21 protein-coding genes are annotated in these 24,457 nt (G+C 68.8%); 20 read left to right on the top strand and 1 reads right to left on the bottom strand.

Annotated elements, in window-relative coordinates; genetic code table 11:
* Nucleotide 1 precedes the first annotated feature (1 nt).
* From WG924_RS24160 to WG924_RS24145, 4 genes are all read left to right on the top strand, one after another.
* Nucleotides 2–1,612 carry a hypothetical protein gene (locus WG924_RS24160; protein ID WP_345935599.1) on the top strand — a complete coding sequence of 537 codons (1,611 nt, stop codon included), beginning with the start codon at nucleotides 2–4 and terminating at the stop codon, nucleotides 1,610–1,612.
* A gap of 59 nt (nucleotides 1,613–1,671) precedes the next feature.
* Entirely contained in the window at nucleotides 1,672–3,078 is a 1,407-nt protein-coding gene (locus WG924_RS24155; RefSeq protein ID WP_345935647.1) for a phage portal protein family protein, read from the top strand.
* Nucleotides 3,068–4,339: a PBECR2 nuclease fold domain-containing protein gene (locus tag WG924_RS24150; RefSeq protein ID WP_345935598.1), complete on the top strand. Its 1,272-nt coding sequence runs from the start codon at nucleotides 3,068–3,070 to the stop codon at nucleotides 4,337–4,339. Before WG924_RS24155 ends, WG924_RS24150 begins: the two co-directional genes overlap by 11 nt.
* Before the next feature lie 119 nt (nucleotides 4,340–4,458).
* Nucleotides 4,459–4,974 (top strand): phage virion morphogenesis protein, encoded by a 516-nt coding sequence (locus WG924_RS24145; protein WP_345935597.1) that lies wholly within the window; start codon nucleotides 4,459–4,461, stop codon nucleotides 4,972–4,974.
* On the opposite strand, the gene WG924_RS24140 is transcribed toward WG924_RS24145, so the two are convergent.
* Nucleotides 4,975–5,226 carry a helix-turn-helix transcriptional regulator gene (locus WG924_RS24140; RefSeq protein ID WP_345935596.1) on the bottom strand — a complete coding sequence of 84 codons (252 nt, stop codon included), beginning with the start codon at nucleotides 5,224–5,226 and terminating at the stop codon, nucleotides 4,975–4,977.
* 603 nt (nucleotides 5,227–5,829) lie between these two features.
* On the opposite strand from WG924_RS24140, the gene WG924_RS24135 reads away from it, so the two are divergent.
* The 16 genes from WG924_RS24135 (at nucleotide 5,830) to WG924_RS24060 (ending at nucleotide 24,433) form a co-directional block, all read left to right on the top strand.
* On the top strand, nucleotides 5,830–6,951 hold the full coding sequence (locus tag WG924_RS24135) for a peptidase (RefSeq protein WP_345935595.1): 1,122 nt from the start codon (nucleotides 5,830–5,832) through the stop codon (nucleotides 6,949–6,951).
* 1 nt (nucleotide 6,952) lies between these two features.
* Nucleotides 6,953–7,348 (top strand): hypothetical protein, encoded by a 396-nt coding sequence (locus WG924_RS24130; RefSeq protein WP_345935594.1) that lies wholly within the window; start codon nucleotides 6,953–6,955, stop codon nucleotides 7,346–7,348.
* Nucleotides 7,349–7,366: 18 nt separating this feature from the next.
* Nucleotides 7,367–8,317 carry a major capsid protein gene (locus WG924_RS24125; protein ID WP_345935593.1) on the top strand — a complete coding sequence of 317 codons (951 nt, stop codon included), beginning with the start codon at nucleotides 7,367–7,369 and terminating at the stop codon, nucleotides 8,315–8,317.
* The gene (locus WG924_RS24120) at nucleotides 8,317–8,541 is read left to right on the top strand and encodes a hypothetical protein (RefSeq protein ID WP_345935592.1); all 225 of its coding nucleotides are present in this window, start codon (nucleotides 8,317–8,319) and stop codon (nucleotides 8,539–8,541) included. The genes WG924_RS24125 and WG924_RS24120 overlap by 1 nt, the downstream gene beginning before the upstream one ends.
* Nucleotides 8,538–8,771, top strand: coding sequence for an Acb2/Tad1 domain-containing protein (locus tag WG924_RS24115; RefSeq protein ID WP_345935591.1), 234 nt, complete (start codon nucleotides 8,538–8,540; stop codon nucleotides 8,769–8,771). The genes WG924_RS24120 and WG924_RS24115 overlap by 4 nt, the downstream gene beginning before the upstream one ends.
* The gene (locus WG924_RS24110; RefSeq protein ID WP_345935590.1) at nucleotides 8,747–9,175 is read left to right on the top strand and encodes a gp436 family protein; all 429 of its coding nucleotides are present in this window, start codon (nucleotides 8,747–8,749) and stop codon (nucleotides 9,173–9,175) included. The genes WG924_RS24115 and WG924_RS24110 overlap by 25 nt, the downstream gene beginning before the upstream one ends.
* The gene (locus tag WG924_RS24105) at nucleotides 9,172–9,609 is read left to right on the top strand and encodes a phage tail terminator protein (protein WP_345935589.1); all 438 of its coding nucleotides are present in this window, start codon (nucleotides 9,172–9,174) and stop codon (nucleotides 9,607–9,609) included. Before WG924_RS24110 ends, WG924_RS24105 begins: the two co-directional genes overlap by 4 nt.
* A 1-nt stretch (nucleotide 9,610) precedes the next feature.
* Nucleotides 9,611–9,817 carry a hypothetical protein gene (locus WG924_RS24100; RefSeq protein ID WP_345935588.1) on the top strand — a complete coding sequence of 69 codons (207 nt, stop codon included), beginning with the start codon at nucleotides 9,611–9,613 and terminating at the stop codon, nucleotides 9,815–9,817.
* A 4-nt stretch (nucleotides 9,818–9,821) separates the two neighbouring features.
* Nucleotides 9,822–10,757, top strand: a complete 936-nt coding sequence (locus WG924_RS24095) for a phage tail tube protein (RefSeq protein WP_345935587.1) — start codon at nucleotides 9,822–9,824, stop codon at nucleotides 10,755–10,757.
* A 24-nt stretch (nucleotides 10,758–10,781) separates the two neighbouring features.
* Nucleotides 10,782–11,153 (top strand): hypothetical protein, encoded by a 372-nt coding sequence (locus WG924_RS24090; RefSeq protein ID WP_345935586.1) that lies wholly within the window; start codon nucleotides 10,782–10,784, stop codon nucleotides 11,151–11,153.
* 83 nt (nucleotides 11,154–11,236) lie between these two features.
* Complete coding sequence (locus WG924_RS24085) at nucleotides 11,237–11,530, top strand: DUF1799 domain-containing protein (protein WP_345935585.1); 294 nt, start codon at nucleotides 11,237–11,239, stop codon at nucleotides 11,528–11,530.
* Complete coding sequence (locus WG924_RS24080; RefSeq protein WP_345935584.1) at nucleotides 11,523–18,020, top strand: tape measure protein; 6,498 nt, start codon at nucleotides 11,523–11,525, stop codon at nucleotides 18,018–18,020. Before WG924_RS24085 ends, WG924_RS24080 begins: the two co-directional genes overlap by 8 nt.
* Nucleotides 18,017–18,412, top strand: a complete 396-nt coding sequence (locus WG924_RS24075; RefSeq protein WP_345935583.1) for a hypothetical protein — start codon at nucleotides 18,017–18,019, stop codon at nucleotides 18,410–18,412. The genes WG924_RS24080 and WG924_RS24075 overlap by 4 nt, the downstream gene beginning before the upstream one ends.
* Nucleotides 18,412–22,575, top strand: a complete 4,164-nt coding sequence (locus tag WG924_RS24070; RefSeq protein ID WP_345935582.1) for a hypothetical protein — start codon at nucleotides 18,412–18,414, stop codon at nucleotides 22,573–22,575. The genes WG924_RS24075 and WG924_RS24070 overlap by 1 nt, the downstream gene beginning before the upstream one ends.
* Nucleotides 22,560–23,381, top strand: coding sequence for a hypothetical protein (locus WG924_RS24065; RefSeq protein WP_345935581.1), 822 nt, complete (start codon nucleotides 22,560–22,562; stop codon nucleotides 23,379–23,381). Before WG924_RS24070 ends, WG924_RS24065 begins: the two co-directional genes overlap by 16 nt.
* Complete coding sequence (locus WG924_RS24060) at nucleotides 23,381–24,433, top strand: hypothetical protein (protein WP_345935580.1); 1,053 nt, start codon at nucleotides 23,381–23,383, stop codon at nucleotides 24,431–24,433. The genes WG924_RS24065 and WG924_RS24060 overlap by 1 nt, the downstream gene beginning before the upstream one ends.
* Nucleotides 24,434–24,457 lie beyond the last annotated feature (24 nt).

Here is a 24,457-nt window from a genome sequence, read left to right as displayed (position 1 = left end):
CATGACGCCGGCGCTGGCTCAATCCCTCCTGCCAGAGTTGGTCGGGATGCCGCTTAAGGGCCTGCTGCTGGATTATCAGGTGGCGGCGTTCCAGCAGGCCGATACCTGCGCGCTGCTCGTGATCGAGAAGAGCCGTCGTATCGGTCTGACCTGGGGCATCGCGGCTCGTGCCGCCCTGATATCCGCGTCGCAGCGGAACGCGGGCGGCATGGATACCCTTTACATGGGCTTCGACCGTGACATGGCGCGGGAGTTCATCGACACAGTCGCGATGTGGTCGACGGCTTATGCCCTGGTGGGCGCACAAGCTGAGGTTGAAGAATTCGTATATTACGACCAGAAGGACGGTGAAGAGACCCGCAGCATCCAGGCATTCAGGATCCGGTACGCCTCGGGCTATGAGGTTGTCGCGCTGTCGAGTGTCCCGCGTGCGCTGCGTGGCCGGCAGGGTCTCGTGATCCTCGACGAAGCGGCCTTCATGAGTAACCTCACTGAAGTCCTTAAGTCCGCGCTGGCCCTGACCATGTGGGGTGGCCGCGTGATCGTGATCTCGACCCATGACGGCGCCGACAACGAGTTCAACCAGCTCGTCACGGAGATCCGTGAGGGCCGCCGGCCGGGGGCGGCAGTGCTGCGCATCACATTCGAGGACGCGTTGCAGGCAGGGCTCTGGGAGCGCATCAAGCTCACCCGGCCATCCACGCCGCCGAAGGAAGAGTGGATCGCGTCTGTGCTCGGGCTCTATGGCGATGCGGCGGACGAGGAGCTGCACGTCATCCCGCGCGCCGGCGGCGGCGCCTACTTCAGGGCGGCCCTGATCGCCGAATGCCGCGATGCCGATGTCCCCGTGATCCGCTGGACGGCGCCCGACGACATCCTGTCGGCCGAGAGGCGAGAGGAGCATCTCAACGCCATCATCGACGACTGGATCCTGGACCAGCTGGAGCCGCTGATCGCGGCGCTGCCGCCGACGGCCAGGCGGTCGGTGGTGGGGCTCGACTTCGGCCGCACGATCGACGCGACCTGCATCTGGTTGCTGGTGGAAGGCGGCAATCGGTGGCTGACGCCGGCCGTGATCGAGCTGCGCAACGTGCCGTTTCGCGGCCAGGAACGGATACTGGCGTGGCTCGGTCGCCGTCTACCGCGGCTGCACCACATGGCCTTGGATGCCACCGGCAACGGCGCGGCGCTGGCCGAGGCGATGACGCTGGAATTCGGGCGGCCGCGCGTCTCCGAGGTGAAGATCTCGACCGATTGGTATCGCCAGACGATGCCGCTCTGCAAGGCGGCACTGGAACGCGAGGCGCTGCCGGTGCCCGCCGATCCGGATGTTGAGGCCGATTTCCGGGCGATCGAACTGGTCCGGGGCGTGCCGCAGGTCGGAAGTCGCCGGACGAAAGGCAAGGATGGCCTGCCGCGGCACGGCGACACCGTGATCGCCTGCGCTCTTGCGGTCTATGCCCGCGCGCAGGATGGCGGCCCCACCGACGCAGGCCGCTCCGTTGAAGACCTCGCCGACGCCGGCCCCGGCATCGATCGCGACCGCGACGCCCCCCTCGACGACTACCGCGGCAGCCTCGGCGGTAGCCTTGATGACTACCGGAGGATGTGATGGCTCCAAAAATTACTACCGCAGAGATCGCGGCTCCGGAGACTGACCCCTGGGTGCAGATGTACACGGGGGTGCTGGCGCCGCAGGATCCGACTTTAGCCCGGCGCGGCGGCACTCAAGGGGTAGCTCTCTATGACGAGCTGCTCATCGACCCGCTCATCATGGCACTCCTCGAAAAGCGGACACTGGGAGTGACGAGCCGAGAGTGGCGCGTGGATCGGGCGAGCGACGCGCGGGCCGACCGGTCGACCGCTCTGGCCGTGGAGGTGCAGTTCCGTGCCATGAACCACGACCAAGCGACGAAGGGTCTGATCGCCGGCGCGGTCGTCAAGGGGCACGCGATCGGAGAGGTGATGTGGGCCCGGCGCGACAGCATGTTTGTCGCCGACCGGATCAAGGTGCGCAATCAGAGGCGCTGGCGATTTGCCGCGGACGGATCGCCCCGTCTGCTCACCCGAGGCAATATGCTCACCGGCATCGCCGTACCTGACCGGAAGATCATCGTCCATCGCCACCAGATCCATGGCCATGATGATGACCCGTACGGATCGGGGATCGGGAGTTCACTGTACTGGCCGGCTTGGATGAAGCGCGTCACGCTCGCGGCCTGGGTGCAAGCCGTCGAGCGCTATGCGGACCCAATGAAGGTTGCCACTTACGATGGCAACATGGACGAGAAGACCCAGGACCAGCTGCTGCGAAAGCTGATGGGTCTCGTCCGGGGTGGCGCGATGGTGCTGCCCCGGTCGGTAGAGGTCGCGCTCCACAAGGCGGAGGCGGGTGACTACGAGCCGCTGCTGCGATACCTCGACGAGATGATCACCATCGCGATCCTCGGCGAGACGCTGACCACGTCGGCAGGGGATCACGGGGCGCGGGCGCTGGGTGATGTTCACAACGAGATCCGGACGCTGTTGGCCAAAGCCGACGCCGATCTCATCTGCCAAACGTTTAACGAGACGATGGTGCGGTGGATTGTCGATGCCAACGCCCTGCCGATCAAGGCGGGGTATCCACAGGTCTGGCGCGACTTCAGCGAGCCGGAAGATCTCAATCAGCTCTCCCAGAGGGATGAACGGCTTGACCAGATGGGATTCCGCCCAACCGCGCAATACATCGCCGAGACCTATGGCGGCGACCGCATCGACACCAAGACCGCCCCGCCCGCAGCCGCCCCGCCGCCCGCCTCACCCGATCCGGCCTTTGCGGAGGCAGCCGCAATCCCGGTCGACCGCGTGCCCGACGTGCTGGTGTCGCGGGCCTTGGCCGAGACCGCGCCCGCCCGCGCCCGGATGATCGACCGCCTCCGTGAGATCTGGATGTCGGCCGGGTCTTATGATGAGCTGATCCGGCTGCTGCTCCAGGCATCGCCGGACCTGGACGTCTCCGACGTCGCGTCGGTGCTGGCTGACGCGCTGGCGGCGGCTGATGTGATCGGCAGGTCAGGAGCGGCAGATGGCGATTGAGGCGGTAGACGTCCCCTTCCGGGAGGCGATCGAACACCACAAGGCGAAGGTGTCGATCCCCACAGAGGCCTGGACTGACCTCTATGGGGCGGCTCACGCGCGGGCCTTCACGGTCGCGGGTGCTGCCCGGGATGCCCTCCTCGGCGACCTCAGGATCGCCGTTGAAAAGGCCATCGTGCAGGGCGTCTCGTTCAATGAGTTCCAGAAGGACTTTGATGCAGCTGTCGAGCGTCATGGCTGGTCCCACACAGGCACCCGCGAATGGCGCGCCCGGTTGATCTACCAGACCAACATCCAGACGGCCTATCAGGCCGGCCGGTGGGCGCAGATCATGGATCCGGGCATCGTCCGGATGCGGCCGCATCTGCGGTACAGGCACTCGGGCTCGAAGCACCCAAGACCTGAACATCTAGCCTGGAACAACCTCGTCCTGCCGCGGGATGATCCGTTCTGGAAAACCCACTACCCACCCAATGGATGGGGCTGTGGCTGTTGGGCAGAACCGATCACAGATCGCCAGTTGGCCCAGCTCGAAGCCGACCCGAAGAACCAGGTCAAGCGCGAGGCGCCCCAGGACGGCACTTACACCTGGACCGACCCTCGCACCGGCGATCGCCGCGAGATCCCGCGCGGGATCGATCCCGGCTGGGATTACAACGTCGGCGAGGCCAGTCGGGGGATCGTGCCCCCTGAACTCAACCAACCGCTGCCCGATTATGGCGAGCCGTCGACGTTGCCCGATCTGCCGCCGCTGCCGCCGATCAGGCCGGTGGACCCGGCACGGTTACTCCCCGAAGGACTGTCGGAAGACGAATACGTCGACCGTTTCCTTGCCGAATTTGGGGCGAGCCAGCGCCTTGGCCGCGAACATCGCGACCCGTCCGGTGGGGTGGTCCTGATCGACCGTGAGCTGTTCGTGCAGCGAGACCCGTCCGGCGCCGAGGTGGCCCTGAAGGCGACCAAGCGCGGCCGCGAGCGCTATCTGCTGCTGCTGGCAGATGCGATCCGGGATCCGGATGAGATCTGGGTGGACTGGGCGGGCACCGCGTCCGGAACGCCAGCCCTGCGGCGGACCTATCTGCGCCGCGCCGGGCTGCCCGACGGGCGAGAACTGTTCGCGTATTTTTCGTGGGCGGCGCGGGGCTGGGAAGGCGTCACCGCCTATGACACCAAGGGCAGCTATCTGGCCCGCCAGCGACGCGGGGCGCTGCTCTACCGCCGGCCGAACCTGCCGGATGAACCCGATCCGCCGACAGAGTAAGGGCGGATCCGGCCGACCGGACCCGCCCGCATCGCGCGACCTACCGAGGGCGTCGGCGCCTCAGCCGCCCGACAGGGTGATGATGGGGGTGCCGCCCCGAAACCGCAAGAGGGCCAATCATGTCCGGCGCCGGCCTGAGCATCACTGACCAGCTATCAGGCGCGCTACAGGCGTTGGTGCGTGGGCTGGATCAGCCGGACAGCTTGATCACCAACATCGGTGTCTTGCTGGTCCAGTCGACCAAGGATCGGTTCCTGGCTGGCCAGGGGCCGGACGGCATCCCATGGGCGCCCCTGAACCCACTCTACGCCGCCACGAAGAAGGGGCCGGGTATCCTGCGTGAGGCGGGGGCGTTTGGCGGGCTTATGTCCACCATTGTGTGGCAGCGCGACGGCGCCACCGCCCTGATTGTCGGGACGAACCGGATCTATGCGGCCGCGCACCAGTTCGGGGCGGTCATCGTGCCGAAGACGGCAGCGGCCCTCGTGTTCGGGCTGGGCGAAGAGCTGATCCACGCGCAGTCGGTCACGATCCCGGCGCGCGAATTCCTTGGTGTAAGCGAGACCGATCAGGAAGGCATGATCCACCTCGCGACTGACTATGTGGCGAGCCTTGCCGGGCAACGGCCAGCCTGATCAATCCGTGATCAGCCGCACCAGGGCCAGGGCCTCTCGGCGCACGGACGGCGCGGCAAGCATGGGGTCGCCCCGCTCAATGGCGCTGGTCAGGGACACGCGCTCAATGGCAAGGATGTGTATCGGGCGCAGGACCGTGCGGCCGGCTTCAATGTCAATGATGGCATTGCGGCTGACGCCCATGCGGGCGCCCAGATCGGCCTGGGTCAAGGATAGGTGCTTGCGCAGGGCCGCGAAATCGGTAGCGTTCATCTTGCTCTCTCCGGGCTGCGGTGGCAGGATTGCGGGGAGCGGTGCCGAGAGCCACCTCGGCACCGCCCTCCGGTTATCGGCTGATGGCGATCAGGAAACGCCACTTGCCGATCCGGACCTTGAGGTAGAGCTTGATGCTCATGGGATATCCCCTCTTGGTCCTTGCGTCAGGCATCATTGCCTGACAAGAACATGATGCCAAGAAACCGTGCATTCGTCAATAAGGAATGCGCGGTTTCTTTGCTTTTTAACCCAAATTCCTGCCGACCTGCCACGGGCGTTTCATGTCGACCGCAGGGTAGCCGCCCCCGATGCCGCGAAGATGAGCGCGTATCGGGGCTCAGGAAGGCCCTGAGGCGATTGCTGGCGTGGCGGGCCTCTCTCATGCTCTGAAAAGACTTTCCCCTGTAAGGGCCATCCAGGTGGCGATATGAATATCAGCCAATATCGGCTGTGATGGCGACGCGGCCGGATAGGGTCTGGCCACCGGGGCGATGATGAGGGGCGGCATCTGCGGGCGCCGCCTCTTGCTGCTTCCGGGGGGGGGCATGAGACATCCGTCCCCCTGATATAGGGCACTGCATCCGGGTGATGATCCCGGTCATGCATTCCATCGAGATCATGCGAGCCGGATCCCACACCCCTCACACCGGGGGCGGTCCCCTGACCTACACGGCAGCGGACCTCGCGGACATCGCGGCCGCCTACACCCCTGCCATATCTGCCGCACCGTTGGTGATCGGTCACCCGCGCACGAACGATCCTGCCTGGGGTTGGGTGCGTGGCCTTCGCGTCGACGGCGACCGGCTGATCGCCGACATCCACGACGTCGATCCGGCCTTCGCTGAACTGGTGGCGGCCGGCCGGTATCGGACCCGATCCGTATCGCTCTACGCCCCTGACAGCCCGGCGAACCCGACGCCGGGCCGCTGGTATCTGCGGCATGTCGGCTGGCTGGGCGCGACGCCACCGGCGATCAAGGGGCTGGCACAGGTCGCTTTTGCGGGCGGCGGCGAGGACTGTGTTGAGTTCGCGGGCGACGCTCAAGCCCAGGCCCGCAGCCAAGGCGTCGCACGGACACTCCGCCGGCTGCGCGAGTGGCTCAGGACGGCCGACCAGATCATCTCGGCCGATGAGGCGGCACCCGCCGCCGCCGCTGCCGATTTTGCAGACCCATCAGACAGGGAGGGCGACATGCCCGACGTTCAGCCCGCCGCCGCCGCCCAGACGGCGGCGGCGGAGGAGCGCCTCCGTGCCATTGAGGCGCGTGAGGCACAGATCGCGGCCCGTGAGGCCGCGGCCATCCAGGCCGAGCGGGATGCGGCTGCCCGCCTCCGGAGCCAGCGTATCGCCGACGACAAGGCGGCTGTGGCGGCCGCGGTGGAGGCTGGCCGGCTCCCGCAGTCCCTCGCACCCCGCGCCGAGGCGGTGTTCGCGGAGCTGGCCGCGGCGGATGGTGCTGTGGAGTTCGCGGAGGGGGGTGCCGTCGTGCAGGCGACGGCGCGTCAGGCGCTGCGCGATCTGATCATGCGGCTCCCCCTGCCGGTCGAGACGCGGGAGCTGGCCGACCCGGCGACGGCGCCGGGGCCATCGTTCGGCGAAGCCACAGATCCGCGGGATGTTGCGGAAATGATCCGCGCCGAAATCGCCGCGGCGACGGCGCAGGGGCGCAGCCTCTCGCACGCCGACGCCGTGGCCAACCTGCGTCGTCGGGGGGGTGTCTGAAATGTCCACCGCCAAGATCATCAAGGCCTACACGGCCCAGGTCGACCTGGGCCACGGCCGCGCCGTGAAGCCCGGCGCCACCGACGGCACCGTCACCATCGCCGGCGCCGCCGACCGCGCCATTGGCGTCACCGACTGCCCCGGGGGCATCACCGCCGGCGAGGTGGTCGACGTCGTGCATCTCGGGATCACCGACATGGTGATCGGCGATGGCCCCGGCGGCGCCGGAACCACGTCGGCGGCCGGCATGCCGCTCCGCGCGCTGGCGGCCGGCGCCGTCGGCCAGACGCCATCCACCGCCGACACGTCCTATTGGACTGTGGGTTGGCCCACCGTGACATCGTCGCCCGGTGACATCGTGCCCTGCATGGTGCTCCCCGGTCGCGTGACATTCTGAGTCTGAGGGGGATAAACTGTGGCTGGTCAGCCCTTTACCATCTCGCCGGCCCTGACCGGTATATCGCTTGCCTACACCAACGGGGCCTATATCGCCGATCAGGTGATGCCGCGCCTCTCGCCGTTCGCTCAATCGGTCTATAAGTTTTTGCGCTACGACTTCGCGCAGGGTTTGACCGTTCCGGAGACCCGGGTCGGGCGCAAATCGGCGCCGGCGGAGGTCGAGTTCGGCGTCACGGAGGACAGCGGGCAGACGCAGCCTTATGGTCTCGACGATCCCGTGCCCTCGACCGACACACGCGACGCGCCGGCCGGGTATGACCCGGTGGACAGGGCCACCACCGGGCTCACAGATCTGCTTCTGCTGGCGCGAGAGCGGCGCGTGGCCACCATCGCGCAATCGGCTGCCACTTATCCGGCCGGGCACGTGGAAACCCTGTCCGGCACCGACAAGTGGTCGGATGATGCGAGTGACCCGATCGGCCAGATCTCTGATGCCATGGACGCAATGCCCATGCGCCCGTCGCTGCTGGTCCTCGGCCGGCCGGCATGGTCTGCCCTCCGGCGACACCCGGCGATCGTCTCGGCGGTCAATCGGTCGAGTGGCGACAAGGGCCGCGCCACCGTGGCGGAAGCGGCGGAGCTGCTCGAAGTCGACCGGATCGTCATCGGCGAGAGCTGGATCAATGCGGCCCGCCGCGGGCAGACCCCCGAGAGGGTGAGGGTCTGGGGGGCGCATGCATCACTGCTCTATCAGCCCGCCGGCGGCATCTCCATGGTGCAGGACATCACCTGGGGGTGGACCGCGCAGACCGCCGCGCCGGGCATGCCCGGGGTCGCCCGGTTCGCGGGCACGATGCCGGACTCATCGATCGGCGTGCACGGCGGGACGCGTGTTCGCGTGGGCGAGGAGGTCGAGGAGCGGGTCGTCGCCCCCGATCTGGGCTATCTGTTCAGGGATGTCGTGTGATGCTCGGCGATGTCGTATTGACCGGCACCTGCCTCCGGCGCAATGGCACGCGATATGCTGCGGGCGAGCGGGTCGAGGGACTGCCGGAGGGGCTCGCGAGGCGCCTGGTCCTGGACGGGCTCGCGGTTACGACCGGCCCCCTCCGGGTGCCGGACGAAGGGCCGGAGCTGAAGCCCAAGACCAAAGCCAGCTGGGCGAAACCGACAGAGGGGGGCGACGCATGAACCCCCTCACCCGCGCCGTCGACCGCATCACCGCGCACCCCGACGCCTCACCCGACGCGGCCGCTGAGGCCGCGATCCTCGCGGCAGCCGCCGTGGTCTGGGACCGTATTCAGGGTCTGCCCGCCGGCCCGTGCCGGACCCTGGCCCAGCGCAGCCTGGAGACGGCCGCCTATTGGGCATCGCGCGCGATCGAGGAGGGGCCATCGTGTATGCCACCCTCGACGACCTGATCGCACGGGCCGGCGACGAGATCCGCCAGTTGGCGGATCGCGACCGGGACGGCACCCCCGATCCGGAGGTGATCAGCGCGGCGCTGACCGATGCCGCGCAGACCATCGACGCTTATCTGGCTGTCAGGTATGTGGTTCCGCTGGCGGTCCCGCCGCCGGCGATGGTGCAGGGGTGGGCGACGTCGATCGCCCGATATCGACTGCACCGCAATGGTCCGCCCGACCATGTGGTCGCGGACTACAAGGACGCCCTGCGCCAGCTCGCTGACGCATCCGCCGGCCGGCTGCTGTTGACCGGTGTCGACGGGGTATCGGCGCCGGTCTCCGATGCGACGGGCGGCGTGCATGTCGCAAGTGATGACCCGGTGTTCGGGGCGCCGGGCGCGCTGGACGGCTGGCGGTGATCCGTCTGGCCATACAGGTCCGCGATCGACTGCGGGCCGCAGCAATGCCGCCCCTTGCAGCGGTCGAGGGTATCGCGGAGCTGAAGGCCATCGAAAAGGGCATACAGCCCGACAGCGGGGCCGCATTTGTGGCGCCGCACGGCGACATCCCGCGCCCGAACGTCACAATCGGGGGTCATCGGCAGCAGTGCGAGGCCTCGATCCTCGTGGCCCTGGTTGTGCGGTCGTATGTCGATGGGACCGGGACGGATGGTCTGGTGCTGATGGACGGATACGTCGCTGCGGTCTGGGCGGCGCTGGTCGGCTGGACGCCTGATCCCGCCCTGTATCCACCCCTCAACTACGCCGGGATGATGGGCTCAACCTTGGGCGATGCCGGCGACTATTGGCTCATATCCCGCTGGACCACTACCCGCTTCATCACAGGAGGCTGAGTTGGATATCCCCTGGCCCACCGCGGGCGGAAGTTACCTGCGCGACCCGACGAGCGGGGCGCTGACCCGCATCGACGCCCCGTCAGTCACGCCGGCGACGCGACGATCGCCGGCCCCTGAACCACTGCCGGTGGCCGAGGTGCCGGTGGTCACGGAGGCGGCCGCTGAGCCGCTCACCAGCAAGCGCCCCGCGAAGGCGAAGGAGTAAGGACATGGCCCGATACCAATGGCGCCGCCAATTGCTGATGGCGGCGCCCGAAGTGACCTACGGCACTCCCGCGTCCGTGGCGTATGCCACGGACGTCATGACAGTGGAAAACCTCGCGATTACCCCGGTCGAAGGGACCGAGATCAACCGCAACCTCGACCTGGGGCGCAACTCCAGCGTCGTGACCCACCTGGTCGGCAAGTACGCGCAGATCGTCTGCGATGTGCCGCTCGTCGGCTCCGGAACGCTGGGTGTGGCGCCGTATTACAGGTCGCTGCTGTTGGCGTGCGGCATGGCGGAGACCATCGTCGCGGATACATCGGTAACCTACACGCCGATCGACGATGACGTGCCGAGCTGCACTCTCTCCGCCAGGATCGAGGGCGCACTCCAGACGATCGCTGGCGTGCGGGGCACATGGGAGGTCCAGATGCAGGTGCCGGGCATCCCGTACCTCCGGTGCACGATGCTGGGCCTGTATGCCGGACCGACGCATAGCGCCATGCCCGCCGGCTTCCCCACGCTCGGTCACCCGGCCCCGATCCCGGTGAGCGCGCCGGCCACCGGGTTCACGCTGGCCGGTCAGGGCCTTAACGCGACCAATATCCAGGTCGCACTCGGCAACACCACCTCCTATTACGAGAGCACTGCGCTGCGGGAGGTGCGGATAGCCGACCGCAACCCGACCGCCACCGTGACAGCCGAGGCCGACCTCAGCGTCAACAACTGGTTCGCACGAGCGGACGCGGAGGAGTTGCTGACCGTGTCGCTCACACACGGTTCTGGCGCTCACCGCGTGGCGGTGACGTCGTCGGTGGCTCAGATCGGCAAGATCGCCTGGACCAACATCAACGGCATCGCGGGCCTCCAGATGCCGCTGCGCCTGCGGTCGGCGACGGCGACCCCTGATGTGACGATCACATTCGAGGCCGCAGCCTGACTGCGGCCCATAAAGGACACATCCATGCTCAAGATCAACGTCTCCGTTCGCCCGGAGTTCAAGGCGCCGATCCGTGTTGAGATGCCCAACGACAAGGGCAAGACGGACACCCACACCTTCGTGGCAACGTACCGGATGATCGAGGATCAGGATCTCGATCGCCTGATTACCGCAGCCAAAGACATGGACGAGGCCGGCCCCGCATTCGCGGCACCGGGGGATAAGGACGTCCTGAGGCAGGTGCTGGTCGATTGGACGGGCATCATCGACCAGGACAATCAGCCCGTGCCATTCAGCTCGGACGTCCTCGACTATCTCATGTCGATCGTGCCCTACCGACGGGCGATGATGCAGGCGTTTCTGGACGCCCTTCCGGGCGCCCGCCGAAAAAACTGACAGAGGTCGTCCAGGCGGCCGCCGCCGCCAAATCTGGGCCGACGGCGGCGGGTCTGGACGATCTGGCGGCGGATGCCGAGGCGATGGGTGTCGACCTCGGCGACTATGTCGAGAGGGCATTGGCCGCCGAGACAACAGTCGTCGAACTATGGGCAGAGAACGTGCCCGTCTGGACCCTGTGGACCCGATGCCAGACGCAATGGCGCCGCGCGGGCATGTCCGGCGCGATCACCGGCCTTGACTATGTGGCCGTGGCGCGTGTCGCCGATATCCTGAGCATCCCTCTGACGCCCGAGACCCTCGACGACATCGCGGCCTGCGAGGCCGTGACGCTCGACATCGCCCGCCGCCGCGAGGAGACATCGGACCGTGGCTGACCTCGCCCTTAAGCTCCGCGTCGACATGGACACCGGCCGCGCCTCGATCGCGGCCGGTGAACTGCGTGCCGATGTCGCCGATCTTGGCCAGGCGGCCGCCGCGGCTGGGCAGCAGATCGCCCGGCAGGACGTCCAGACCCAGGCGGCGACGCGAGCGGTTCAGGGGGCGGCCGCCGCCGCCAAGGTGGCGGCGCGCAGCCAGCTTGAGCTGGCTGCCGCCGAGCAACAGGCGGCCACCGCCGCCGCACGATCGGCGGCGGGTGGGCGTGGTGGCGGCCGGGCGACGGATGCGCGCCAGCAAGCGGCCCTGGCGGCGGCCGTGCAGAGCACGACGACCGCGCTGGCTGCCCAGGCCGCCCAGATGGCTGGCAGCGCTCAGGCGGCCGCCAGGGCGGCGGCATCCTATGCCACACTGACGGCCGAGGTTCGGGCGGCCGGGGCGGCCGCGCGCCGCTCGACGGTCACGGGCGGCGGTGACCAGGCGGCGCCGGCGCTGACGGGGCGGCAGCAGCGGGCGCTTGGCGCGGGCCTTGAGGGTTCGACCGCGGCACTTGATGCGTCGAGCGCGGCCATGGCCCGGGCGCAGGCAGCGGCCGCCCAGGCAGCCGCAGCCTATGAAACACTTGGCGGCGCGGTCTATGACGTCACCCGCGCGGCGCGGGCGCAGGTGTCCGAGGTGCAGGCCGCGACCGCGGCGGCGATGCGGGAGACGGCGGCGCAGCAGGCGGCCACCGGGGCCATTGTTCAGGGGGCGCAGGCGCGGCTGGCGCTGGCGGGGGCGTCTGCCCGGGCCGCTGGCGCCAATGACAACCTGCGGGCCGCCAATGACGGGGTGGCGCGCGCTTCCGCGACCGCGGGCGCGGCCATGGTCGATCAGACGCGGCGGGCGCAGGGTCTGTCGGCGGTGTCGGCCGCGACCAGCTCTGTCCTGATGGGTGTGCGCGGGCAGCTTCTGGGCTTGGCCTCGATCACCGGTCTGGCGCTCGCCACGCGGCAGGTGGCGGGGTATGCCGACACCTGGACGTCGGTTTCGGGGCGCCTTGCGCTGGTCACCCAAGGGTCGGCGGCGCTGGCCGCCGCCCAGGCGGATCTCTATGGGATTGCGCAGCAGACCAGGGCCAGCTTTGAGGGCACTGCGTCGCTGTTCACGACGCTGTCGCGGCAGGCGCAGGCGCTGGGTGCGAGCTATAAGGATCTGTTGCTCAGCACGACCGCAATCAATCAGGCTTTCGCGGTCTCTGGCGCCTCGGCAACGTCGTTCCAGGCCGCGTTGGTGCAGCTTGGCCAGGGCCTGGCCAGCGGGACACTGAGGGGCGAAGAACTCAACAGCATCCTCGAACAGGCGCCGCGGCTCGCGCAGGCCATCGCCGATGGCATGGGTGTGGCCGTCGGTGAGCTGCGCGGGCTTGCCGAGCAAGGCAAGCTCACCAGCAAGGCCGTTTTCGACGCAGTGGTCGGGCAGGCGCCGGCAATTGCCGCCGAATTTGCCCGCATGAAGCCCACGATCGCCAGCGCCTTTGGCGTGCTGAGCAATGCAGCCCTGAAGTGGGTGGGTGAGGCTGATCAGGCGCGCGGCGCATCGGCCGCGCTGTCGGGTGCGATCATCGGTCTGGCTGACAATTTCGCGGGGATCGCCGATGCCGCGACCACCGGTGCCGGCATCATCGCCGCGGCTCTGGGCGGCCGGATGGTCGCAGCCGCCACCCAGGCGGTTCAGAGTATGGCTGCGGTGCGGGCTGCGACGGCGGCCGCTGCGGTCGAGGCGGCTGGTCTGGCGGCAGCCGAGGCCCGGACCACCGCCCAGGGCCTGGCCGCGGCGCAAGCCGGCGTGGTGCAGGCGCAGGCGATGCGGGCGGCCGCTGTCGGCACCGATGAGCGGGTGGCCGCCATGCTGCGGCTTCGCGATGCGACCGCGGCCGCCTCTGTTGCGGCCGGCGCCCATATCGTTGCGACGGAGCGCGAGGCCGCCGCCCAGGTGACGCTGGCTGGCGCCTTGCAGGCCACCACCCTGCGCGGGCGAGCCGCGACGGCCGCCATGCGCGGCCTGTCCGCCGTCCTGGGCGCGTTCGGCGGCTGGGTCGGGCTGGCGGTCACGGCCCTGACGGTCGGCATCGGCTATCTGGCGACGCGCACCACCGAGGCGGACCGGGCGACCGAGGCATGGACCGAGCGGCTGACGGCTGCTGACCGTGCCATGCGGTCGCTCAATGACGCGGGTTCCGAGCGCGCGGATCAGCTCAAGATCGAGCGCGACAACATCCGCGCCGCGGGCGAGGCCGAGGTCGCGCTTGCCGAGGCGCGAGCGGCATCGGCTCAGGCGGCCCTGACCTCGCGCAGCCGGGGCACCGCGTCGCTCGCGGGCTCCCTCCTCCCCCGCCTCCTGGGCATGGATGAGGCGTCCGAACTGGCCGAGGCCGCCAGCGTGGCCCGGCAGCAACTGACTCTGCTCCGGGCAACGCTGGGCGACTATGTCGGTGAGGTCGGCGGGTCGGCGCGGTGGACCGGCACCCTGCGCCGCGAGATCAAATCTCTGGCCGACGTCACCGCCACCGCCATCAAGCCGATGGCGGACCTGCTGACCAAGACCCGCGATCTCCAGGCGCAGCGGTCGGCCTATGGTGCCGGCGGCGACGCGGCCCTGCGGCAGGCGCAGGCGGCCCAAGAGGCCCGCGACCTGCTTGCGGAGGCCAACAAGGATCAGACCCCGGGCGCCCGCGCCCAGTTGGACTATCTGATCCAGCAGGCGCGCGAACTGGGCATTGAGGGCACGACCACTCTTGATGTTCTGACCAAGCTTGGAGTCGCGGCAAGGGGCGCCGAAGCCGGGCTCGCGTCCGATCAGCGCCAGCGGCAACTGGATGCCGAGATCCAGGGCGCGCGCGAGATCGCGGCCGCCGCTCAGGTCTCAGCGGCCGCCGAACGCGATGCCGAGCTGCGCGCTCGGGCACGCGTCGAGGCGCTGGGCCAGGTGGGTCGAAGCGAGGAGGAAATCTACAAGCAACTGAAGGCGAAGGCGGACGTCGAGAAAGAGACCGATGAGGCCCGGCGCGGCCGCCAGACCGGCGAGGATCTCAAGCTGGCGCAGCTTGAGGCGTCGCTTGCCGGCGCGACCACGCGTGAGCGCGAGCGGGCTCTGGCGATCGCGCGCGTGGAGGCGGACCTCAAGGAGCGCAACATCGATTCGTCGTCCGAAGTCGCCAAGGCCGAGCGGGCGCGCGCGCTCGCCGCCCTCGACGCCCAGGCGGCGATTGAGGATGTCGGCGCGATAAAGGCGGCCGAGGCCCGGGTGTCGGCGCTGGATATCGAGATCGCCACGATCGGGCGGGGTTCGGCGGCCCGCGAGCAGGCGATCGCCGTCTATGAGGCCGAGCAGTCGCTGCGCGAGCGCGGGATCGCCCTGACCAGTCGTCAGGCGGCCGAGGAGATCCGGTTGGCGCGGACGGCCGCCCAGCGGTCTGCGATCCTCAAGGCCGGTGATGATGCGGCGGCTATGGATGAGGAGGCGGCGGCGGCCGAGAGGATGGCCGAGGCGATCCTGGCCGGCGGTGATGCCGTTCGCCGAGCGGCGCGTGACGAGGTCGCACGGGCGGCCGTTCTCCGGCTTGGCACCGAGGCGCTTGTCGCTGGCACGGAAGCCAACGCCGCGTATCTGGCCGTGCTCGCTGGCTATGATCGCCAGCAGGGGGCGGATGCCGGGCAGGCGGCGGCCACGGGGCTGGTCGCGCAGCGCCAGGCGCTACAACTCGCGCAAAGCGAGCTAAGTCTTGTCGGCGAAACTGCCCAGCGACGCGGCTACCTAATCGATCTCCGGCGGCGCGAGCTGGAGCTACTCGATCAGTACAAAGGCGACCTGCCGGAGGCGGCGCAGCAAGAACTCGCGCTCTATGACCAGACTCTCCGCACCAACGCCTTGATCGAGGCCCGGACGACGCAAAGTCAGGCCTTCACGGCGGCGATCCAGGGTGCGGCCCAGGACATCCAGGGCAGCTTGGCGGACGCCTTCGAAAGTGCGTTGGGCGGCGGCGCGGACAGCTTCGACGACTTCGGCGACCAAATCGTCCGAACGATGAAGCGGGCGGCGGCGCAGATAGCAGCCCTGCTGGTGTTCCGGCCCCTGGTCAGCGGCGTGACCACTTCGGCACTCGGCCAAGACATGGCCGCTCAGCTCGGCTTAGCCACATCCACCGGCGGTGTGCCCCTGCCGACCGGGATCTCGTCGACCGCCGCCGGTGCGCAGGCCTCTGGTGGACTGTTCGGCGGCCTCGGAAACATCTTTGGCGGCTCTGGCGGCCTCTTCAGCGGCGCGTCGGGCGCCATCGACAGCTTCGGCTACAGCTTGGGATTTGGCACAAACCCGGCATCATCGCTTTCTGGCCTGTCGGGCATGGCGGCTGCCGATGACTGGATGATGGCGGGCGCCAACGTGCCGACGGCGCCCGGCGGCTGGACGTCCGCCTCACTTTCTGGCGTGCTCGGCGGCGCCCTTCAGGGCGTCGGTATCGGCGGCTTCCTGAGTTCGTTGACCGGCGGCAACAGCGCCGGCGGCATGATCGGCGGCGGCCTCGGTGGGGCTGCGGGCACCGTCATCGGCGGCCCGATCGGTGGTCTGATCGGATCGGCACTTGGCGGGCTCGTCGGCGGCCTGTTCGGGAACAACGAGCCCTCGAACTATGCGTCGTGGGCGTCATACGATGTCGGCACGCAGACCGTCGGCGCCTCGGGCTCCACCCGTGACAGCCGCAATGCTGGCGCCCGGGACCAACTGCTGACCAGCATCGGGCAGGTGTCCGAGGCCCTGGAACAGGTGACTGGCGCCAGCCTGGATGGCGTGCAACGCTTCCTCGACGTTGGGGGGCGCGATGGCATCCAGTGGGGTGAGAGCCACGCGACCAAGGTTCGGCTCGCCGATCTGTCCGAGAGTGGGGCAGTGACAGCCCTCGGCAAGATCGCCGAGGATCTGGCGAACGAGCTGGCGGGCGAGATCGAGCCCAACGTCAAGACCGCGCTTGGCAAGATCGACTGGAGCGACCTGGAGGAGGCGTTCGCGGACTTGCAGTTCGCGGCCAACTACCAGGACAGTTTGTCGTGGCTCACACGCGGCTGGGATCTCGCGGACAACGCCGCGAAGACCGCGCGCAACAGCGCGCAGGCCCAGATCGACGCGCTCACCGAGTTCAGGGAGACGGCGGCGCGCCTGGGCCAGGACACCGACGCGGCCGCGGATGCCACCAAGGCCTATGTCGAGCAACTACTCGGCATCCGGGAGGCGGCGTCGGCTGTCACGGATTTCCAGGCTGCCATGATCGGCGCGGAGGCGGCCTTCGCGACCTATGCCAAGGCGGCCGGCGACTTCGGATTGACGGCCGCCCAGGTGGCGGCCGCGCTTGAAGCCCGCAAGGACGAGATCGCCGCCGATTACCGTCAATCGCTCGATCGCCAGCTCCGAGAGGCTCAGGGCCTCGGCATTGTCGACCAGGTCGCGGATCTGGTCGCCGAGGCCGAGGCTGCTGCCAAGGATGCCATGACCGCCGCCGGTCAGGCGGGCGTGGATCAGGTCGGCGAGCTGCTGGCCCTCCGTGTGCGCAATCTGGTCGAGGGGTCCGATCTCACATCGCAGGCGATCGACGCTCTGGCCAGCCGCTTCCCGGAGCTTTCGAACGTGATACGGGCGACGGCCGCTGCGGCATCCGAGAGCGGCAAGGCGATCCGCGAGTATCTGGACGATCTGTCGACGTCGACGTCGGCGGCCGGCGCCGGTAATCCGGCCAGCCGCTTCAGCGCGGCTCAGGCGCAGTTCGGCCGAGACATCGATCTCGCCCGCACCGGCGATCGCGACGCCCTCGGCCGGATCACCGACGCTGCACAAACCCTGCTCGATGCCGGCGTCGAGATGTACGGCAGCGGCATTCAACAAGCCGCTCTCGTCGAGTGGGTGCGCTCGTCTCTGTCCGGCCTGCCGGCGACCCAGGCCTATGACGATGCGGTCAGCGACAACACAGGCGCCGTCAGCGCGCTGACGGCTGCGATCGAGGCCCTGACGGCGCAGCTCTCGGCCGAGGTGCAGGCGGCGGCCGCCTCAGTCGCGGTGGTGCCCGGATACGCCGCCGGCGGCGTTGTCGGTAATGGCGTCTTCAATCGCGATAGTGTTCTGGCCAGCTATGCCGGCGGCGGCGCCATCGCCCTAGCCGGCGGCGAACATGTCACCCGGGCAACGAGCGTGACTCTGGCCACGCTGCCGGTGCTCGACGTCATCAACCGCACCGGCCGCCTTCCGTCCGCCTCCGGCGGCGACGGCGCGGCCGCCGAAATCCGCGCGCTCCGCGCCGAGGTGGCGGCGCTGCGGGCTGACCTCGCGGCTCTGACACGCACAACCGCGGCGGCCGGCGCTGGCACCGTGGACGCGATCGAGCGTCAGACCACCGAGGTCAAGGCTGGCCGCCGGGCAACCGAGCGGCAGACACAGGTCGCCAAGATGGGACGCGGATCATGATCACGTATGGTACGCCGCTTCGGGCGGCCATTCTGGACGCGGCGGCAGCGCTTTTCGACGGCGGCGCACTGACACTGTTCGGCGGCACCCGCGTCGCCTCTCCGGCGGCGGCCGCGCCCTCGAACCCAATCGTCGTCGTCAAATTGCCCCTCCAGGCCTATCGGCCGGCTGCCGAGGGTGAGGCCCTGATTGCGGGGGAGTGGACAGGCACCGCTGTTCGAACGGCGGCGGCCTCGTGGTTTCGCCTCGCCGATCGTTCGGGCCTGTTGCGCCTCGACGGCTCGGTCTCCGGCCCTGGCGGCGGAGGCGACCTGATCCTCACCACGACCGCGATCACCACGGGCGAGGTGGTGCGGGTGATCGCCTGCACCCTCTCCGGAGGTGTCGGTTGATGGCGGTGACCGTCGTATCGACCCTCACCCTCGCGCTCGGCGGGCTCTCCGGGTCATCGGCTCACAGCCTGGACGCGACCGGTGCCGACCTGATCGTCGCCCTGGTGGCCATCGCCTATTACGACCCGGCCGACTATGGCACGCCGTGGGACCGCATCCCGACCATGTCCTATGCCGGCCACGCACTGACGCCGGTGCATTCAGATCCGCTCGTGGTCCTGGGCGACTATGGCTCTGTCGTGCTCTATGTGCTGTCAGATCCGCCGGCCGGCACGCACGATCTGGTCGTGTCGACGCCCTATTGGATGGGCTATGTGTCGCCTGTGGCCTGGGCGTTGGCCGGCACCTCGGGTCGTCTGTCGCCTCTGGCGGTTTCGGTGGCCGAGGTGGCGGGTGGCGACGTTCTCGCGACGCCGGCAGTCCAGGCGCCGACCGGCGGCCTGGTTCTCGGCGCGGCCGCCAGCTACTGGTACACAGGCTCCCCCGACATTCTCGCGCCGGCCGGCTGGACCTCGACGGGCGCGGCCACCGGCAGCTATGAGCGCATCTTCGGATTCACCGCCCCGGCCGAGGGCGGTGAACTCGCCCTGGCCGTGCCCCAGTCCGACTGGGGCACCGCGCTGGCCCTTGCGGCTGTAGCAGTCGAGCCCTATGGGCTCCCGCGCGACGAGGTTCTGATCACGGCGGCCGAGGTCTATTACGCCGGCCAGATCGATCAAGCCCAGGCGGGTGGCGTCTTCAACCCGGGCGCCGGTAGCGGGTCGACACCAGCACCGCCTGCCATCATCGACACGACTGGCGCCGACCTGCTGCTGGTCGGTGTGCTCTACACGCATACCGACCCGGCGCCGACCTTGACCTATGCCGGCCGGCTCTTGCGGTATATGGATGATCCGGCGCCGGCGGTGCCGGAGGCTGGCAAGGCCAGGATCGCCTATCTCGCCAATCCGCCAGCCGGATCGCATGAGCTGCTGGCGGCGGCGTGGGACCGGTTCGTGGGCATTGTGGTGCTGAGCGCGGTCGCGGTGTCGGGGTGCTCGGGGGCGGCAGGCATCCGGCTTGCGGCCACCTCAATGGACAACCCGACCCGACTGCCCGTCTCGTACACCCACCGGTCGAGCCGGGTTCTGGCCATGTCAGTCACCCCCTGGGGTGGGGCCGCCGAACTGGCCGCCGACGGCTGGACAGCCGAGGCATCGGCACAGGGCGACTATGCCGGCGGTTTCGTGTGGTCGCGGCCGGGCGGAGGGTGTGCGCCCCTCGTGATCGATCGCACGGTGGCCTATGCCACGCAGCTCGTGGGCGTGATCGAGATCGAGGCAGGATGGCCGACCTCCAACATCGATGGCGTGGCCGACCTGGCCCTGCCGCCCTTGCGCGTTGACCATCTGCGGGCCGAGCACTATCGGCCGCGGCCCGACGGGCAGATCGTCGCCGTCTACTACGAGACGTGGATGGACGTGCCTGCCAGCGCGGCGCCGGCCGATCTCGACGCCATGCGGCTGATGGCGATACCGGCCGAGGTCGACATCGTCTACCTCCACACGGCGCTGCCTCAGTGCACCTATTCGAGCCTGGACGATGACATCCAGGCGACGGTCGGCATCCTGTGGCCAGGGTCGGTCTCTCTCCTCAAGGCGGCGATCGATCGCTTCCGCGCCTCGCACCCCCGAACCAAGGTCATGCTGGTCGTCATGCAGCTCGGCCCCGGCTACACGTGGCTGCCTGAGCCCTATGACCCAGCCGGCTTCGGGGGGCAAACAGACGCTCATATGGCGTCGCTCCGCCAACTGGTCGACGACCTCACCCTCGACGGCGTCGATGTGGACTATGAGCTGATGTCGCAGGTCAACGACCTGGATCACCACTGCTGGACCGATGCCGACGGGGTCCGCCGGTGCTACACCGATTCGGAGTTGGTGCAGGTGATCAAGCGGTTCAGGGAGTGGTTCCCTCGGCCCCGATACCTGCTGAGCTGGGCGGGCATGCATGTGGGGTGCTATGGCGAGCCGCCGTACCATCGCTCGGCCCCCGCTGGGGGCGGGTGGAATGGCGGCTATGCGCTCGCTCTTGCCCGCGATCCGGAGGCGTCGGCCGCGCTCGACCACATCAACATCATGACGTACGACGCAGGGCGCCAGTACGACCCCACAGAGGCCTTTCGCGCCTATAGACACTTCTTTCCGGCGACGACCCTGTTGATCGGCTTGAGGGCCGGGCCGCCCGAGTGGGGGCTCGAACCGCCCTACGAGCACACGGGCGCCAAGCGCTCGATCGCCGACTTCCGCTCCTACCTCAACCATGTAATTAGTGACGGTAATGCCGGCGCATTCCCGTACGGGTGGAACTGGGACTGGTACGCCCCGTCGGCGGCGGAATACAGCGCGTCAGGCGTGTATGACGACGCCTATCCCGATGGCGAAATGGCCGTGGCCACCGCCATCGAGGCACTGGATCGCGGTTATACCCCGCCCGCGCACCCGCGCACGACCGTCGACCGGGTCGTCACCGTCGAGATGCGCCCCCGCGATCTGACCATCGATCCGCCGGCGCAGACCCTGCTGGCGCCCTGGGCGGCGCAGGCCTGGGCAACGCTGCCACCGGCGGACGAGCGGCGGGACGATGGTCTCGCCATCCTGCGCTTCGCGGACAAGCCGATGACCACCGGGCCGGCCGACCTGCCAGCGCACAGCTGGTGGGATGGCCGCGCGACCTCGCCACTCTCGATAGAGCGCGGCATTCCCATCGCGCCGGAGGCCACCGATCGGGCGTCGGTGGAACTCGGGCGTATTGAACTCGCCGCCGCCGACGGCGCGCTCGATGACGTGCCTGAGCGCTATGACATCGGCGGCCGGCAGGTGATCGTGCGCGCCCTTCATCGTGATCTCTCAGGCTGGCGCCACAGCGCGTCCGCCTTGCTGGTCGACGCGCTCGGCACTGCCTGGGAGGCTGACCGGCAAGCGTTGACCCTCACCGTCGAGGGGCAGGCGGCATGGGCGGGCAAGCCTTTGCAATCGCGACTATACGCCGGTACGGGCGGGCCAGAGGGAGGTGAGGATCTGGCCGGCAAGCCTCTTCCGGTTACGTTCGGTCGAGTTCGAAACGTCGAGCCTATACTTGTCGATCCGATCGGTATCTATCAGGTTCATCATCGGGCCATGCGCGCCTTGCTGGCCGCCCGTGACAAGGGTTTCGATGTCGCGCCGTCTAGCCTTGACTATCCCAGCTTCACCGCGCTCAAGGGCGCGGCGGTGCCGGCCGGTACCTATGCTACTTGCCTCTCTGGCGGCTATCTGCGCCTCGGCACGTACCCGCCCGTCGGTGTCGTCACCGTCGATGCGGACGGTGACGCGGTCGGCGGCTGGGCAGCGACCACGGCCGACGTCGTGCTCCGGCTTCTGGTCGACCACGCGGCCGTTGCCCTGTCCCGGATCGATCTTGACGCGGTGGCGGCCCTCGCCGTCGCTGCGCCGGGCGTGATTGGCTGGCATCAGGGCACCGACGCGGCCACCGTCGGCGACGTCCTGGATCGGATCACCCGGGCGGCGGCGGCGTGGTGGGGGTCTGACGGTCGCGGGGTCGTGGAGGTCGGCCGGCTCGCCCTGCCACGGGCGACGCCCGACTATCTCCTTGATCAGACGATCATCCTGGAGACACCCGAGAGGCTTGACCTGCCCGACTCCATCGCGCAGCCATCCTGGCGGCGCCGCGTGGGGTGGCGGCGCAACTGGCGGCCGCAGACGGCCGCCGAACTGCCCGAGGCGCCGATCGAGCCGGCCCAGCCGCGGGAGTTCCTCAGCGAGGAGTGGCGATTGGCGACGGCGGTTAACACCAGTCTTCTCGCCGACCGCCTGCGGGCCATCGACGCAGGCGTGATCGAGGCCGCCTATGACCAGCAGGCTGATGCTCAGGCGCTGGCCGACCACCTTCTCGCGCTCTATGGCCGGCCGGCCTTGGCGCTGTCGGTGATGGTGCCGCCCCTGCTGGCGGAGGAGGTGGTCGACGGTGTGCCGACCTTGCGGCGGGCGGTCCGGATCGGCTCGACGGTCCGCGTCACCTATCCCCGCTACGGCCTGGGTGCAGGTCGCAATCTGGTGCTGGTCGGCGTATCCGAGGATTGGGCGGCGGGGCGGTGGGTTCTAACTCTATGGGGGCCGTCATGACGATTTATTCAGGCCAGGGACGGGGGAGCGGGATGATCCTCGACCACCGCAACTGGGCGCCGACGGCGAGCGTGACCACCACGGCGCCGGTCGCCTCCGAACTGCCGCTGTCCCACTTGCTCTCCGAACCGGTCGCCCGGCCAGCGCGGGTGCTCGCGACCAGCTTCATGCTTGACGTCGACCTGGGGGAGGAGCGGCCGGTCGGCGCCCTGGCGATTGCCGGCGCCACCCTGGCGGCGGATGACACATGGGTCTGGTCCTGCCGCATGGAGCCGGCCGGCCCCATCATCTGGCAGACGGATGCCGGCACGGCCGACCGGGGACTGCATCCATCCATCGGCTTCGCCCTCGCAATCCCCATCCTCCCGTCACCCGTGCTCGCGGCGCGCTACTGGTCTCTGGCGGTTTCGGCGCCCAGCCGGTCGGCCCTCGGCTATGTCGACCTCGGGTATCTGTGGATAGGGGCCGGCAGCCGGCCGGCCCATGGAGCCGAGTATGGCTGGCGGCTCACCACCGAGGATCTGTCCAGGATCACCGTGGCGGAGCGGTCCGGGGTCGAGTGGGTCGATCTAGGGCGGCGCCGGCGCCGTCTGGATCTGTCGCTTGTGCTCGGCGATGACGAGCGCGCCGGGGTGATTGACCGGGATCTTGACGCCGGCCTGTCGTCACCGGTCCTGGTGGTGCCATCGCCGGCCGGTGATTGGGCGCGCGAGGGCATGATCGGCCGCATCGCCTCGGCCGACCCGCTGGTCAAGTCCTATGCCCGCTATTCGGATCACGCCTATTCTATCAGGGAGCTTCTTTAATGCTGATCGACCGCGGCCTTCAGACGACCGCCACTCAGGGCACAGGTGATCTGGTGCTGATCGCGCCCGACACGGGGCTTCGGTCCCTGACGATGGCGGGCGACGGGGCCCAGATCTTCTACCAGATACTGACCTCGGCGTTGGCATGGGAGATTGGGATAGGGACCGTTCACGTCGGCCCGCCGGCCACCCTGTCCCGTGACACGGTGCTGGCTTCCTCGATCGGCACAGCCCGCCTCAATCTGCCGGCCGGCGTGCACTCGGTGTTCAGCGTTCTGCCGGCCGCACACAGTATATATATAGACGCCAGCGGTACCCCGCGCGCCGCCGCCGCCGCCCTGGCCCTTGCCGCCCGTCAGATCGCGACCGCCGCCGGCCTTTCCGGCGGCGGTGACCTGACCGCAGACCGGTCGCTCGGCCTGGACTTCGGCGCGCTTGGCACCCGCGCTAACACCGCCGTGGGCGACGAGGTGATTATTCTGACTGCGGCTGGCGACCACATCCGCGTCCCGGCTTCCGCCGTCATCGCCGGCCTGGTCGCGACATCACGGACGATCTCAGCCGCAGGCCTTGCCACGGGCGGCGGCAGTCTTGCTGTAAATCGCACTATCACGGTGGCGGCCGCCACCGAGGCGCAGGCCATCGCCGGCACTGCGACCACCGTCGCCATGACGCCCGCCACCACCGCCGCCGCCCTCGCCGCTGGCGCCCGGCTGGGCGCGTCCTGGACATCGGCTCCAATCACGATGGCCAATGGCGCCGATGACAGCTTTGCGCACGGCCTGTCCGTCGTGCCAAGGCTCGTCACCGTGCAGCTTGTTTGCATTGAGGACGCTCATGGTTATGTGGTCGGCGACGTAATTAATCTCACATCGAGCCACATGGATCTAGGATCTGGGGAAACGTCAGGCTTCGCCATCGTCACGAGTGCGACGAGCGTCCGGCTTATTCAGGCCGACTCGGGGCCGATCATCGTCATCATCAATGCGGCCGGCGGTTACGGCAACATCAGCAAGACCTCATTCAACTTCGTTCTTCGGGCGTGGGCGTAGCGCCCGTGCGGTATCCGCGATACG

This window comes from Tistrella arctica, assembly GCF_039630945.1.
Lineage (GTDB): Bacteria > Pseudomonadota > Alphaproteobacteria > Tistrellales > Tistrellaceae > Tistrella > Tistrella bauzanensis.
The sequence above is the reverse complement of the archived record's forward strand: the minus strand, read 5'-3'. Positions and strand labels throughout refer to the sequence as shown.

Coding starts and splice junctions, on each gene's coding strand:
- WG924_RS24160 (WP_345935599.1), top strand. CDS start 2: ATGACGCCGGCGCTGGCTCAATCCCTCCTGCCAGAGTTGGTCGGGATG.
- WG924_RS24155 (WP_345935647.1), top strand. CDS start 1,672: ATGTACACGGGGGTGCTGGCGCCGCAGGATCCGACTTTAGCCCGGCGC.
- WG924_RS24150 (WP_345935598.1), top strand. CDS start 3,068: ATGGCGATTGAGGCGGTAGACGTCCCCTTCCGGGAGGCGATCGAACAC.
- WG924_RS24145 (WP_345935597.1), top strand. CDS start 4,459: ATGTCCGGCGCCGGCCTGAGCATCACTGACCAGCTATCAGGCGCGCTA.
- WG924_RS24140 (WP_345935596.1), bottom strand. CDS start 5,226: ATGAACGCTACCGATTTCGCGGCCCTGCGCAAGCACCTATCCTTGACC.
- WG924_RS24135 (WP_345935595.1), top strand. CDS start 5,830: ATGCATTCCATCGAGATCATGCGAGCCGGATCCCACACCCCTCACACC.
- WG924_RS24130 (WP_345935594.1), top strand. CDS start 6,953: ATGTCCACCGCCAAGATCATCAAGGCCTACACGGCCCAGGTCGACCTG.
- WG924_RS24120 (WP_345935592.1), top strand. CDS start 8,317: ATGCTCGGCGATGTCGTATTGACCGGCACCTGCCTCCGGCGCAATGGC.
- WG924_RS24115 (WP_345935591.1), top strand. CDS start 8,538: ATGAACCCCCTCACCCGCGCCGTCGACCGCATCACCGCGCACCCCGAC.
- WG924_RS24095 (WP_345935587.1), top strand. CDS start 9,822: ATGGCCCGATACCAATGGCGCCGCCAATTGCTGATGGCGGCGCCCGAA.
- WG924_RS24090 (WP_345935586.1), top strand. CDS start 10,782: ATGCTCAAGATCAACGTCTCCGTTCGCCCGGAGTTCAAGGCGCCGATC.
- WG924_RS24085 (WP_345935585.1), top strand. CDS start 11,237: ATGGGTGTCGACCTCGGCGACTATGTCGAGAGGGCATTGGCCGCCGAG.
- WG924_RS24075 (WP_345935583.1), top strand. CDS start 18,017: ATGATCACGTATGGTACGCCGCTTCGGGCGGCCATTCTGGACGCGGCG.
- WG924_RS24070 (WP_345935582.1), top strand. CDS start 18,412: ATGGCGGTGACCGTCGTATCGACCCTCACCCTCGCGCTCGGCGGGCTC.
- WG924_RS24065 (WP_345935581.1), top strand. CDS start 22,560: ATGGGGGCCGTCATGACGATTTATTCAGGCCAGGGACGGGGGAGCGGG.
- WG924_RS24060 (WP_345935580.1), top strand. CDS start 23,381: ATGCTGATCGACCGCGGCCTTCAGACGACCGCCACTCAGGGCACAGGT.